Here is a 13,087-nt window from a genome sequence, read left to right on the forward strand (position 1 = left end):
TTGGCATGGGCGAGCGCCGGAAGCTATGCGCCGCTTGGCGGCGATGCTGTACGTCCTTGGCAAATCGACGGTGTGCCGCAAACCGGCCGCGCGCCGGATTCGAAAGCTCACTCTCGAATTGATTGGCTACCTGCGCAACAACTCGGACTCGTTGCCAAACTATGGAAGGCGCTATCGAGCAGGCCGGCGCATCTCCAGCGCCTTTGTGGAGTCTGCGGTCAATCAGCTGATCGACAAGCGAATGTCGAAGTCGCAGCAGATGCGCTGGGATCCACGCAGCGCGCATCTGCTGCTTCAGGTACGGGTTCGCGTCATCGACGGCCAACTGCGCGATGACTTTGCCCGCTGGTATCCAGGATTTCCTTCGAATGACCCAACGCTGTCATTGACGGCTTGACCCCACCAAATCGAACGCTCTCTTCAACACTTATGGGAATTCTTAGCGAGTACCGGCTCGGCATGGGACGAGTTCACCCCGCGTCGTTCGATCGAGTTCCTGGAGTACCTGCGAGCCGTGACGGCCACGAATCGCGTGCAGCGGTTGATGCCGGCGCTTGCGATCGCGCAACAGGGCCTGCCCGCGCGCTGCGGTTGGCCGCAACAACCATCAATCGCATCCTGGCCGCAGTGTCATCGTTCTACGAGCTCGCCCGCCATCATGGCCGAGCAGTACCACCGCGACAACCCGATCCAGAAGTCGGTCGACCGCATGGCACAGCGCGTGCCGGACCGCCACCGACCGTTCATGGACGGCGCCAGTCAGCTATGGTCGAAGGCGCGTGGCCATTCGGCCGCGCAACGACCACCCCAAGGGGGTGTGGTCGAAATCGCGCTATGAACGGTTCGTCGATCTGTACGGCATCGACGGGACGTTCAGTCATGGCTCCCACGCATTGCTGACGAACATCGTGCTGGCGTGGAACACCAGCCGAATGAACGATGTGGTCGAGCGCATGCGCACGGACAGGATGGACATTGACGATGCCTGGCTGCGCCGCATCGGGCCGGTGCACTTCGGGCATATCAACTTCCGAGGGACCTTCCGCTGCAGGATCGACGCGTACGCCTCGGCGCTGCTGCAGCCGGCACGCCTCATCGGGCGCGGCCGCCAAGGTTGAACCGCCTTCATGCGATGCAGCGCGCGGGCACCGCGCAGGACGTGCTCAACCCATCGGGCCTCGAAAGCCAAAGCGTGTCAATCAAACAAGAAATACGCGGCGCAACTCGGAAAGCGTCCTCTAACCGCCTTCGTGATAGTCGTCAAGCGCGACAAGTTGCGTGCCGATCTACTTGAAGGGCGCGCCGACGTTCGCCGTGGGAAACATAAAGGTCTTGACTAAACTTCGAGGTCGGCTCGGAATTCGCTCCAGAGCAGACAGCCAGGCGCAAAGTTGGTGACTGCAGTGTATTGACAGGCGCCGCGCATTGGTGATGCTCCTGAGTGCGCCCAGTGCCTTCGCACCAGGAATTGAAGGGAGAACCTCATGGCATCGACTTCATCCAGACGGCCTAACGCTGCGGCCGGCGTACCGACGCAACCGAAGTGGGCGGCGATCTGCGCGTTCATGGCCATAACGGCCGTCCAACCAGCCTCGGGGGTGGGACAGGCACAGGCACCGACCCCGGCCCGCGCGCCTGAGGCCACCGAGTTGACCGTGGCGCAAGCCGAGACGGCGCCGCCCGCGAAACAGGCGCCTGCCGCGATGTCGTCTAAGCCCTGTTCCGTCTGCGGCAAGGTCGAATCCGTGCACCCGGCCAAAAGCTCAAAGCCCAGCTCGGGTGTAGGTGCCGTAGCCGGTGGTGTGGTGGGTGGCGTGATCGGCCACCAGATCGGCAGCGGCAGGGGGCGGACAGCCGCGACCGTCGCTGGCGCGGCCGGCGGCGCTTACGCGGGCAATACGGTCGAGAAAAAAGAGAGCACAAAGACCGTCTACGAGGTCAGCGTGCGGATGCAGGACGGTTCGATCCGCACGGTCCAGACCAGCACGGCACCTTCGGTCGGCCAGGCGGTGACGGTGAAGGGGGACTCGCTGCAGCCGGTGAGCAGCCAGAAGAAGTAGCGGCCGGACATTTCCTGCCAGCTAGCGCATATACGTCAGATCGCGCACATCCAAGGTGTGCAGAATCGCAATGAATCCGATCTCGGCACCCAGGTGCCGGCGATCGGCGGCGATGGTGCGCAAGGTCTGGGCGGTGGCGTGGAACAGGATGTCGTAGACCATGGCCTTGTTCTGGCCGCGATCTCCTGCGGCACCGTGAAGACCACGTGGAAGTACCCGACCGGCAGCAGTTCCGCCAGCCGGTCTTCCAGCCACTGTGCGCGAACCAGCGACTGACACTTCGGACAATGCCTATTCCGACAGCTGTTAAAGGCGATGCGCTGGTGGCCGCAGGCATCGCACTGCTCGACGTGGCCGCCCAGCGCCGCCGTGCGGCAGCGCTCGATGGCGCGCATGACACGACGCTGCCACCGCTGATCGCGTCAGCGTGGTCCTGACAGTAGGCAGGCCCGACCTGGCGGAAGATGTCCGCCACCTCGAGCCCGATGGCTCGCATCGCTGCCGGCTCAGAACACCGGGGGCGGGGTCGGCTCGGACGGCAGCGGCGCAACCTCAGGCAACAGATCCAGCGGACTGGTGGTCGCGCACACCGTGCTGGTGGTGATCTTCAGGTAGCGCGAGGTTGTGGCCAAGCTGCGGTGACCGAGCAGCAGCTGGATGCGACGCACGTCGGTGCCGGACTCCAGCAGATGCGTGGTGAACGCGTGGCGTAGCGAATGCGGGGTGATCGGCTTGGCAATGCCGGCCGCACGATGTGCCTTTGTCATGGACTCGGGTCGATGTCGATCTTAACCGAGTCGATGCGCCCGTCGAAGCCGAAGGGCCGGCGATCGAAGTAGTCGAGCGATACGGGCGATCCCAGGTCGATGCCGACATCGAAGGTCTCGCTGGCAGAGAACGCGGCCGGCACCGTGCGAGCGACAGCGGTTTTCGCCACCTCCACTCCGTCGACCGTCAGCACGATGGCAGCCGGAGCCAGCGGCGCGGCACTGGCCAATCGAGTGCTGACCTCGATGCGATGCCTGCCCGCCGGCAATGGCTCTGCCGAACGCGCGATGTAGCGCTCGATGATCATCATGTTGTATTCGTAGACGAGTTGACCCTTGTCCATGTAGAGCGTCAGGCCGCCGCCTGCGCCGCCGAGGGCGTACAGCACCCCGGAGGCGCTGGCGCCCAGGGTCGCATCGATCGTCACGGTGTTGCTCTCGCGTCCCAGCCCCGGCGCCGAGAATTCCGGCAAGCGGCGGGTCGAACCGTCGAAGTCCCAATGGGTGTAGGACGACTTGATCCGGTCCTCCGGATGCAGTCGCAACCAGATGCCCGCTCCGACCGGATACACCTTGTTGGCTATCGCCTGCTGGTCGAAGATCTTCTGCATCGCGGCCAGGCGCTTCGGTTCCCTGGCGGCCAGGTCGTCGGCCTCCGAAAAGTCGCGCCGCAGGTCATAGAGCTCCCACCGGTCCTTGGCCGAATCCCAGTCGGCGAGGCCCGGCGCGCCGGGCAGCCACGGAACCAGCGGCCCGAAGGTGGCCGCGATCCAGCCGTCCTGGTAGATCGCGCGGCTGCCGTTGTTGTCGAAATACTGCACCTTCTTGCGCGTCGGCGTCCGCGCATCGTCGAAGGTGTAGGCCAGGCTCACGCCGTCGATCGGGTCCTGCCTGAATCCGTCGACCACCTTCGGTGGCCTGATGCCGATCACCTCGTAGAGCGTGGGCGCAATGTCGTTGACGTGATGGAACTGCGCGCGCGGGGTTGAATCGGGCTTGATGCGGCGCGGCCAGGAGATCACCATCGGGTTGCGCGTGCCACCGAAGTGCGAAGCGACCAGCTTGGTGTACTTGAACGGCGTGTTGCCGGCCCAGGCCCAACCCGCGTGGTACATGCTGTCGGTCTTGGCTGTGCCCAGAGCATCGAGCCCGCCCAGCCGGTCCAGTGCGGCGATCTGCTGCTCGACTGTGTTCGGAATGCCGTTCTGCGCCAGAAGTTCGCTGATTGTTCCATTCTGTCCCTCGGCGCTCGCACCGTTGTCGCCGAAGATGTAGATGACGATGGTGTTGTCGCGGATGCCCTCGCGCTCAAGTTCGTCGATCATTTGGCCAGCCTGCGCGTCGGCATGCTCCACAAATCCCGCGAACACCTCCATCAGCCGTCGTTGGAACGGGCGCTGCGCCTCGGGGATGCTTTCCCAGGACGCCATGGAGGGGTCGCGGTTGGTGAGTTGCGTATCGGCTGGGATCCAGCCGAGTTGCTTCTGGCGCGCGAACACGCGCTCGCGGTAGGCGTCCCAGCCATCGTCGAACTTGCCCTTGTACTTGTCGGACCAGGCCTTGGCGACCTGATGCGGTCCGTGGCCGGCACCCGGCGCCCAATACAGGAAGAAAGGCTTGTCGGGCGAGAAAGCGCGATGCCTGCGCAACCAATCGACGCCGTGCTGCGCCAAGTCTTCGCTCAGGTGATATTGATCGTCGTGCGGCGGTTCGACAAAGTTCGTGTTTTCGACGAGGCGCGGCTCCCACTGCGAAGTCTCGCCGGCGAGGAAGCCATAGAAGTAGTCGAAACCATGTCCGGTCGGCCAGCGATCGAAGGGGCCCATGGCCGTAGTCTGGTCGGCGGGCGTGTTGTGCCATTTGCCGATGGCCGCGGTCTGGTAGCCATAGTTGCGCAGCACCTCCGCGACCGTGGCCGATGTCTTGGGAATCACGCCGCTGTAGCCGTCCCAATCGACCGCTCGCTCGGCGATCGTGCCGCTGGAGACGCGCTGGTGGTTTCGGCCCGTGAGCAGCGCAGCGCGCGTGGGCGAGCAGATGGCCGTGGTGTGGAATGCGTTGTAGCTGATCCCCTCGTGGGCCAGCCTCGAAAGCGTCGGCGTTGCGATTTCGCCGCCGAAGGTGGAGGGCTGGCCGAAGCCAACGTCGTCCAGCAGGATGATCAGCACGTTCGGCGCGTCCGGCTGCAGATGTTGGGGCTGGGTGCGCCGCTGATGCACCGAGTCCTGCAGGCGCGGACGGGCGATGCTGGCCGAAGGCACTGGCGGAAAAGGTAGCACCGAGCCGTCGGCATGCGCCGAGTTGCCCTGGGCAGCGGCGCCGTGCGGCACCGCCGCGAGTCCGAGGCAGGCAAGCGCAACGCCGAGCAGGCGGAAATTGTTCATGGGGGCCCTTCTGCCTTCAGTGCTTCGGCAGCACGGTCTTCAGGTGCGGTGTGCCACCGTCGTCGATGTCGAAGTCCGGATCTAACACCGTCTTGCCTTGTGCACCGAGATAGTCGGGCTGTGCCTTGAGCCACTCGCTGGGCTTCTGCTGCTCGGCGTATGCCACGAGTCGGTCGCTGAGGTCCTGTACCACCTCCGGATGCTGGGCGGCGATGTCCGTCTTCTCGCCCGGGTCGGCAGCGAGATCAAACAGTTCCGTCTTGCCGGGCAGCAGTGCGAGCTTCATCAGCTTCCAGTTGCCTTTGATGATCGCGCCGCGGAAGGCCTCGACGTTCACCAGGATGTCCTCGTGCGGCGTCGGCTTGCCCTCGGCCAGCGTGGGCCAGAGGTCCTTGCCGTCCAGCGGCTTGTCGCCCGCTTGCGGCTGCACGCCGGCCAGCGCCAGCACGGTCGGCATCACGTCGACCATGTGCACCGGCTCATTGACCACTGCAGGCTTGAGCCGTGCCGGCCAGTTGAAAAAGGCTGGAACGCGGACGCCGCCCTCGTAGAGACTGCCCTTGCCGCCACGCAAGTTGCCGTTGCTCGCCGGCAGCGACTCTTGCAGGACGCCGCTCTCGGTGCGTTCCTCCTTCGAGTGGGCGCCGCTCGCGACGACGGCGCTGCGCGGGCCTCCGTTGTCGCTCGCAAAGACGATCAGTGTGTTCTCGCGCAGGCCGCGCCTGTCGAGTGCCGACACGATGCGCCCGACCTGGTCGTCGATCGAGGTGATCATGGCTGCGTAGGTGAGGCGCGTCGGATCCTTGATGCTGCCGCTGTAGCGGGCCTCGTCTTCCCTTCGGGCCTGGTACGGCGCGTGCGGTGCCAGCGAGGCGAAGTAGAGGAAGAAGGGCTTGCTCTTGTCCTGGGCGTCGATCTCGCGGACCGCTTCGTCGCCGATCAGCGTCAGGTAGTAGGTCTTTTCCTGGGCGAACTTGCCGTCGCGCTGCCAGTCCACGATGCCGCCGCGCGTTTTGGTGAAATAGTCGACCTCGCCGACCAGGTTGCCGTAGAAGTGGTCGAAGCCCCGGTTCTGCGGCCAGAACTTTCGATCGGCGTGCCCCAGGTGCCACTTGCCCACCATCGACGTCTGGTAGCCTGCGGACTTCAAGGCCTGAGGCAGCGTTTTTTCATCGGTCGGCAGCCCATAGGTGTGATTCGGAAAGATCACCAGCGTCTGCAGCCCGTAGCGCATCGGATAGCGGCCGGTCATCAGCGCCGCCCGGGACGGCGTACACACCGGCATGCCGTGGAAGGATTCGAGGCGGACGCCTTCCATCGCGAGCTTGTCGATGTTCGGGGTCTTGATGTCGCTGCCGTGGTACCCGACATCGGCGTTGCCGAGGTCATCGGCCAGAATCACGATCACGTTGGGCGGCCTGACATCGGCTGCGAGGGCCGGCGGCAGCGCCAGGCAGGCCAGGCAGAAGGCGGGCGCCACCTTGAGTTTGCGGAACGATTTCATGGAAAGTATGCCTTCAAAGAAACTCTTGGATGACCTTGAGCCAAATGAAAAATGCAGGGCAGACGCTTTGCCTGCTTCTGGCCGGCGATCGACTGCGATTCGAGCTGTCAGGGGACAAATCGGCCATGCGTCTTTGGCTTAGGTGGTGTGGTCATTGGATGGGCTGCGCTTCCGGGAACTTCCAGCTGCCATCGATGATTGGCTCGCGTGGCCGGTATTGCCGCACCTGGTAGCTCCAGCGGGCGGGCGTCACCAGGCAATTGGGCGAGGCCTCCGTGCAGCCACCGAACCGGACCGTGAAGGAGCCGTCTGCGTTCGGCTTAGCCGTCAAGTTGTTGGTCGAGTACGAATTCAACGCGTTCTTCTCGAAGAAGTTCTTTTCGTTGTAGACGCTGATCGACCAAAACCCATCCACGGGCGCGTCCTTGACGGTAAGTGTGTGCACCGTCTTGCCGTCATTCGCCTTTGGATACACGTTGTTGTAGACGGCTGCTTCCGGTGGATTGAGCCCCCAGCCGGTGGCAGTCGCCATCAGGTGGAAGATTGGATCAACGTCCTCCTTCCTGCCCATCCGCCTCTCCCTGGTGGCCCCGCTCATGCTCTGCAACACCGCCAGCGCATCGCGGATCTTGCCTTGCGACACCGGGTCCCAATTCGGCACATCGAAATTGCCCGTACCGGTTTGCCGCACCGCGATCTCGTCCTGGACGGCGTTGGCGGCCTTGACATCGGACGGATCTTCGAAATCAGCCAGCGTCCGGATCGCCGCCATGATGTAGCGCGTGCCGCACTGCTGCCTGGTGAACGTGAACTGTCCTGGTGCGTATGCGACGTCCACGGGTGCGTAGTGACCCTCGTTAATCACCAGCATCGACATAAAGCGTCGACCTGCGTCGGGAAGCGTGACTGTGACAGGTCCAACATCAAGGTCGAAGATGGCCGCAGAGTACAGCGTATCCCGGTTCATCTTGACGACCTTTTGGTCATCGACCGGAGTCGGCCTTCGATAGTGGAAGAACTTGCCAAATCCACCGAGCTTCACTGTGTCGCCGAAGTATTTGTCTGACTCGGCGCGCGCGAAGTTCTTGACCGTCACCTCGATGGCCGGCTTCTCCGCATCGGTGTCGACCTGCGTAGCGCAAGCGGGTGCCATCGTAGCGATGCTGACGGTTAAACCGATCCAGAACGTGTTGACTAGATTTTTCATAGGTTCTTGACTCCGAAGCCGATCAGACGTGGGGTTGGCCTTACTCAGCTATTTGCGCTTCCGGAAATTTCCAGGAACCATTCAGGACTTCCTCGCGCGGCCGATAAAGGCGGACCGTGTAGTTCCATCCCTTTGCAATGGGGATGTAGTTCGAATGCTTCGGATCGCCGCCGAAGTGGATCGTGACGGTGCCCTCGCTGTCCTTTTTCGCCGTGATGTTGTTGAGCGAATAGACGCCCACCGCGTTCTTCTCGAAGTAGCCGTCGGCGTTGTAGACGCTGACCGACCAAAAGCCGTCCACCGGGACCTTCTCCACCTTCAAAGTGAAGGGTGTGCTGCCATCGTTCCGCGCCGGGTTGACGTTCAGGTAGACCGCATCCTCCTCTGCATTGCCGCCGAAGCCGCCGGCCGTCCCAATCAGATGGCGAATCGGGTCGACCTCGCCAACATCGCCGAACATTCGCTTGCTGTCCGGTAGCGTGCTGCCCATCAACAACAAGCCGTCGCGAACCTTCTTCTGGGAAGCGGCATCCCAGTCCTGAATCTCGAAATTTCCCGGTGAAACCTGCCGCGCGATGATCTTGTCTTGCAGGGCGTTTGCCGCTTTGACGTCTGCTGGGTCGGCTGGGTTCACCAGGGTGCGGAAGGCGACCTGGACATAGCGGGTACCGATCATTTCGCGGGTCAACGTGTACTCGCCCGCCTCGTAGGCGGTGAGTTTGATGTAGTGGTCCTCATTGATCACGACCATGGACTGGAATCGCTTGCCGGGGTCCGGCTTAAGGATGGTCACCGGCTGGGCAAGATCGAAGACACCGAACGAGTACAGCGTGTCGCGGTTCATGCGCACTATCAGTTGCTTGTCGGCGGGGGCAGGTTCCCTCACGTGCACGAACTTGCCGAACATGCCATCGTCGACTTTCTTCTTGAAGTAGCTGTCGGTCTCCGCGCGCAGGAAGTTGTCGGGCGTGACGGGCTCGGCTGCTTGTATGCTTGTATTGAGGCGGCGACGAGGCAGCAGCAAATGGCGGTACAAATGGTCAGGGCGCGTGATTGACAGGGCATTTGTTTCCTTCGCGTCAATTGGGTTGAATGTTCGGGTCAGAAACTACGCGAGCCGAAGAAATTCAGTAGAACTTGTAGACAACTTTGAGCCATACGTAATCGCCCTTCAGGCGGTTCTGGACCTCGAATTCGTGCAGCCACTTGAGTTCGGCGATCACGTCGTGGCCGCCAAGTTTGGTGACGAAGGAAGCGACCGGGCCCAGACCGGTCGTCTGCCCTCTGAAGGCGCCGAGGCTCGCACCTGGACCACTGTCGTCGGTCACCTGACGGTAGAAGTAGCCGGTCAGGCCCACGCCCGCCAAGCCGCCTTGCCACGGGAAGTGTTGCGCCAGCGTGCCGTCGACGTGGAACTGGGCGCCCGTCTTGTATTGGGTCGCCGGGTTCTCGCGGTTGAAGTCGATGCCGGTGAAAAGACTGGCCTCGACGCCGTTCTGCTTGCCCAGGTAAATGAGACCGATGATCGGCTCGACCGTCCAGAAGTTCTTGCCGGTGTTAGACAGCCGGCCGACTTCGTAGCTGCCGGTCGGGGCGTAGAACGCCAGCCGGTAGTTGATGTTGAGGTCGGGATTGATACTCTGGTTCAGCATCAACGGCATCAGGACCATGTCGCCCAGGCCGTCGCTGCTGCTGGACAAGGAGGCGCCGTATTTGCCAGCGGTGGCGCTGGCCGAGACGCTCATCCATACGTAGGGCACTGTGGCGCTTATGGCATAGCTCCAGCCTTCGCCGGTCTCAATCGGCGGCCGCCAGAATGCCGTCAGCCCGAAGGCGGTCGAATTGGCATCGACACCAAGAGCCGTCGTTCCGGCGATCGGCAGTGCCACGTCCTTGCTGGCGGAGCCTGCATAGTTGACGAGGTTGACACGCAGCAGAAACGCCTCCTGAGGCGCCACGGCATCGACGAACGACGCCATCGAGCCCGGCGCGTAGTGGCCGCTTCCGCCCTCCTCAGCGTTCGCATGGCCCCACAGGCAACCTGTCAAGTCGGCGGCAAGTAACGTGTGCGCGGCAAATCGTGCTGCGGGCAACTTCATTTCAGAGTAGTGATTTCTTCATCGGCCGGTGCAGTCGCGCCGGGCTCTATGGAGTTCGCGATCGGCGTCCTTGATGAATGTCAAGGACGATCTTCGCGCACGGCGCATGATCCATGGAGCACGCACCCTTAATACGTTAGCCGCTCCGACCTACCCCGAATGTCCGGGATCCGACAAACATGAAAAAGTATTCGCGATGACTGCCGTTGCCTGTGGCCTCGACGTCCGGGGAATGCTCCAAGCCACGCTGTTCGGTCGACTTGAACCTCCGTTTCTCGATGCGCTGGCGAGCCACGCAAGAGTGGAACGATATGAGATCCCGACGCTGCTGAACGCCGCTCACCTGCCACTGCAACACCTGAGGCTGGTGGTTGAAGGACGCATCGGACTGGTGGTGCGTCGAGCTTCCGGCAACGAGGTGGCCTTGGCCGACATCGGGGCGGGAGCTTGGGCGACTTGGCTTCCTTGCTTCGTTCCCGAGCCGCCCGCGGTCGATTTCTACGCCAGTGGTCCAAGTCTCTTCATCGCCTTGCCGGTCACCCACGTGCGCGCGTTTGTTGAACGACACCCGCAGATCTACCCTTGGGTGCTTGCCGAGATCGATTACCGCATGAAGCTCCTGGCGGAATGGACTGCACATTCGGTGCTCACTGGTTCGAAGCAGCGCATGGCGCGACTGATTCACATCCTGGCTCGCGACCAGAAGTTAAAGGGCAACTCGGGCACTCTGGTGGTGAATCAGAGTCGATTGGCCTGCCTCGCGCGCTGCGCCCGCCAAACCGCCAACACACTGTTGAGCCAGCTTGAGAGGCAAGGATTGATCGAGCTTTCTTATGGGGAAGTAAAGATTTTGGACATGCGGGAACTCCTCGCTTTCGCGGACGAGGAATCGGTCGACTGACGCCGTGCAGGGCCGCGTTTCCGCGGGGGTCCATGCTTGGCGTCTACAGCGCGGTGAAACTTGCGCCTCAGGGTCTTACTTTCCGCAGGTCCCAGACGCATTTGCGCGCAATTTCCTGACTGCGAAGGACGGGTCTAGAAAGTGCCGCGCGGGACGACAAGGTGGGCGAGCGCAAGTGGCTCGGCGCAGCCACCGAGGTGGCATTCGAGGATGGCCACGTCGCGACCCGCTTCGAGCGGGGATTTCATCCGTTCACCTGCACGACGGAGACGCTCGCCGGGGACACGCCGGCATGGTGGCTCGAAACGCGGACCCGCCTGCTCGAAAGAGAGATGGCCGCGCATCCGCCAGCATGAATCGGCCAAGGAAAGGAAGCCCCATGTACCGAAGAATCCTGGTGGCCGTCGACGGCAGCGACACCTCCAACAAGGGATTGGACGAGGCCGCCGAACTGGCCAGGCTGGCCAAGGCGACCCTTTGCCTCGTCCACGTTATCGAGATCACCGATCACGTCACCGGCTTCGAGCCCTGCGAGGTGTTCTTCAACGACGCGCTCCCGGCCATGGAACGCGCGGGCAAGCGCATCCTCCGGCGTGCCGGCGACCGTGCCGCAACGCATGGTGTCGAAGTGCAGACGCGGCTGCTGAAGAACCTGGCGGCGCGCAGTTCGGAAGTCATCGTCGCCGAGGCGATCGCCTGGCACGCTGACCTCATCGTGATCGGCACTCACGGCCGGCACGGCGTCGACCGCCTGATCTATGGAAGCGAAGCGCCGCACGCGACGCATCGAGTCCCGCATCGCGCGAGCACGGGTTGAGAAATATCAAGATCCGCCTCGTTGCCGCGGCCTACATTGGATTCAGCGCGGTGCATTGGGCCCGCGCGCAACGACACCTTCCCTTGATTCGAGGAGTACCACCATGAGCAACTTGAGACTGCTGGACCCGGTGTTCGGCAACGACTTCGAAACGATGTTGCGCCGCTTCTTCTCACCGACCGTCTTCGAGGGCGAGCCCGCTGCGCTGAAGATGCGCATCGACGTGAGCGAGAACGACGGCGCCTTCAACGTGAAGGCCGACATCCCCGGCGTGAAGAAGGAAGACATTAACGTCAAGATCAACGGGAACGTCGTCAGCATCGAGGCCGAGACGAAGAGCGAGAAGGAAACCAAGGGCAACGGCGACAAGGTCCTGCGCAGCGAGCGCTACTACGGTTCGATCTCGCGCAGCTTCAGCCTCGGCCAGGACGTGGACGACAAGAAGGTGCAGGCGAAATATGCCGACGGCGTGCTCACGCTGGAGCTGCCGAAGAAGGCGCCGGACGCCGCTTCGAAGATCGTGATCCAGTAAGCGTCCTCTCCCCGGGCCGGAGCTTTCGGTCAGGGGACGCGCGCGCCGCTGGCTGCATGGACCGGCAAATGCGGGAAGAAGCCCGCGAATCCCGTGCGCCACGGCATTCGTTTGCCTGAAGGAGATTCACATGAACATCGGTTCCATCTGCACCCGGCGCATGGTTGCCGTGGACAGCGGCAGTTCCCTCGTGCAGGCCGCCAGCCTGATGCGCGAGCATCACGTCGGCGCGCTCATCGTCACCAGCCGTGCCCCGGAAGGCGCCTGCGTGACGGGCATCGTCACCGACCGCGACCTCGTGGTCGATGTGCTGGCGCGCGGCCTCGACGGCAACGGCATCAAGGTCGGCGAGTTGGCCAGCGACAAGCTCGCGAGCCTGTCCCAAGATGCCGACGTTCCGGCTGCGATCGCGGTGATGGAGGCTCGCGGCGTACGGCGTGCGCTGGTCACCGACAGCGATGGCCGCGTGGTCGGCATCCTTTCGCTGGACGACCTGATCAGCGCATGCGCCAAGGAACTGGCCGGCCTGGCAAGTATCGTCCGCAGCGGCATCCAGCGAGAAGTCACGGAAACGACCCACGTCGCGCAAACGTCGAAGCCCCTCCCCCTGCGTGTCCCTGCGATGGGAACCGCCGGCTGGACGACAGCCCTGGTGCCGCACTGAGTTCGGCGGCATCGCCGCTTGGCACATGCCCATCGTCAATACAGAGGTCGCGCGCATCTTCACAGAGATCGCCGATCTGCTCGAAGTGCAAGGCGCCAACAGCTTTCGCGTGCGCGCCTATCGCAATGCGGCGCACACGCTAGGTGAGCTCG

Annotated in this window: 13 protein-coding genes and 3 pseudogenes; 9 read left to right on the plus strand and 7 right to left on the minus strand. The window is 63.1% G+C overall.

The window, feature by feature from the left end; all coding sequences use genetic code 11:
- The 3 genes and pseudogenes from WKW80_RS36545 to WKW80_RS36555 form a co-directional block, all read left to right on the plus strand.
- Window positions 1-397: pseudogene (locus WKW80_RS36545) on the plus strand (ISKra4 family transposase); the annotation flags it as partial.
- Between the two features lie 460 nt (window positions 398-857).
- Window positions 858-1,118 (plus strand): annotated as a pseudogene (locus WKW80_RS37680) (Tn3 family transposase); the annotation flags it as partial.
- Window positions 1,119-1,484: 366 nt separating this feature from the next.
- The gene (locus WKW80_RS36555; protein WP_340368452.1) at window positions 1,485-2,060 is read left to right on the plus strand and encodes a glycine zipper 2TM domain-containing protein; all 576 of its coding nucleotides are present in this window, start codon (window positions 1,485-1,487) and stop codon (window positions 2,058-2,060) included.
- 54 nt (window positions 2,061-2,114) lie between these two features.
- Here WKW80_RS36555 and WKW80_RS36560 read toward each other — a convergent pair.
- From WKW80_RS36560 to WKW80_RS36590, 7 genes and pseudogenes are all read right to left on the minus strand, one after another.
- Window positions 2,115-2,556: pseudogene (locus WKW80_RS36560) on the minus strand (IS91 family transposase); the annotation flags it as partial.
- Between the two features lie 10 nt (window positions 2,557-2,566).
- On the minus strand, window positions 2,567-2,827 hold the full coding sequence (locus tag WKW80_RS36565) for a tyrosine-type recombinase/integrase (RefSeq protein WP_340368453.1): 261 nt from the start codon (window positions 2,825-2,827) through the stop codon (window positions 2,567-2,569).
- On the minus strand, window positions 2,824-5,211 hold the full coding sequence (locus WKW80_RS36570) for an arylsulfatase (RefSeq protein ID WP_340368454.1): 2,388 nt from the start codon (window positions 5,209-5,211) through the stop codon (window positions 2,824-2,826). Before WKW80_RS36570 ends, WKW80_RS36565 begins: the two co-directional genes overlap by 4 nt.
- Window positions 5,212-5,227: 16 nt before the next feature.
- Entirely contained in the window at window positions 5,228-6,715 is a 1,488-nt protein-coding gene (locus WKW80_RS36575) for an arylsulfatase B (RefSeq protein WP_340368455.1), read from the minus strand.
- A gap of 151 nt (window positions 6,716-6,866) precedes the next feature.
- Window positions 6,867-7,922: a DUF1254 domain-containing protein gene (locus WKW80_RS36580; RefSeq protein ID WP_340368456.1), complete on the minus strand. Its 1,056-nt coding sequence runs from the start codon at window positions 7,920-7,922 to the stop codon at window positions 6,867-6,869.
- 40 nt (window positions 7,923-7,962) lie between these two features.
- Entirely contained in the window at window positions 7,963-8,958 is a 996-nt protein-coding gene (locus tag WKW80_RS36585) for a DUF1214 domain-containing protein (RefSeq protein WP_340368457.1), read from the minus strand.
- A 91-nt stretch (window positions 8,959-9,049) separates the two neighbouring features.
- Window positions 9,050-10,021 (minus strand): SphA family protein, encoded by a 972-nt coding sequence (locus tag WKW80_RS36590; protein ID WP_340368458.1) that lies wholly within the window; start codon window positions 10,019-10,021, stop codon window positions 9,050-9,052.
- 73 nt (window positions 10,022-10,094) lie between these two features.
- Here WKW80_RS36590 and WKW80_RS36595 point away from each other — a divergent pair, with 73 nt between their 5' ends.
- The 6 genes from WKW80_RS36595 to WKW80_RS36620 all read left to right on the plus strand — a co-directional run.
- Window positions 10,095-10,922 (plus strand): Crp/Fnr family transcriptional regulator, encoded by an 828-nt coding sequence (locus tag WKW80_RS36595; protein ID WP_340368459.1) that lies wholly within the window; start codon window positions 10,095-10,097, stop codon window positions 10,920-10,922.
- 161 nt (window positions 10,923-11,083) lie between these two features.
- The gene (locus WKW80_RS36600; RefSeq protein ID WP_340368460.1) at window positions 11,084-11,278 is read left to right on the plus strand and encodes a hypothetical protein; all 195 of its coding nucleotides are present in this window, start codon (window positions 11,084-11,086) and stop codon (window positions 11,276-11,278) included.
- A 23-nt stretch (window positions 11,279-11,301) separates the two neighbouring features.
- Window positions 11,302-11,739 carry a universal stress protein gene (locus WKW80_RS36605; protein ID WP_340368461.1) on the plus strand — a complete coding sequence of 146 codons (438 nt, stop codon included), beginning with the start codon at window positions 11,302-11,304 and terminating at the stop codon, window positions 11,737-11,739.
- A 103-nt stretch (window positions 11,740-11,842) separates the two neighbouring features.
- On the plus strand, window positions 11,843-12,271 hold the full coding sequence (locus WKW80_RS36610; protein ID WP_340368462.1) for an Hsp20/alpha crystallin family protein: 429 nt from the start codon (window positions 11,843-11,845) through the stop codon (window positions 12,269-12,271).
- Window positions 12,272-12,401: 130 nt separating this feature from the next.
- Complete coding sequence (locus tag WKW80_RS36615) at window positions 12,402-12,935, plus strand: CBS domain-containing protein (protein WP_340368463.1); 534 nt, start codon at window positions 12,402-12,404, stop codon at window positions 12,933-12,935.
- A gap of 25 nt (window positions 12,936-12,960) precedes the next feature.
- Window positions 12,961-13,087, plus strand: a 127-nt coding sequence (locus WKW80_RS36620) for a helix-hairpin-helix domain-containing protein (protein ID WP_340368464.1), incomplete at its 3' end; no start/stop codon positions are given.

Source organism: Variovorax humicola, assembly GCF_037889915.1.
Taxonomy (GTDB): domain Bacteria; phylum Pseudomonadota; class Gammaproteobacteria; order Burkholderiales; family Burkholderiaceae_C; genus Variovorax; species Variovorax humicola.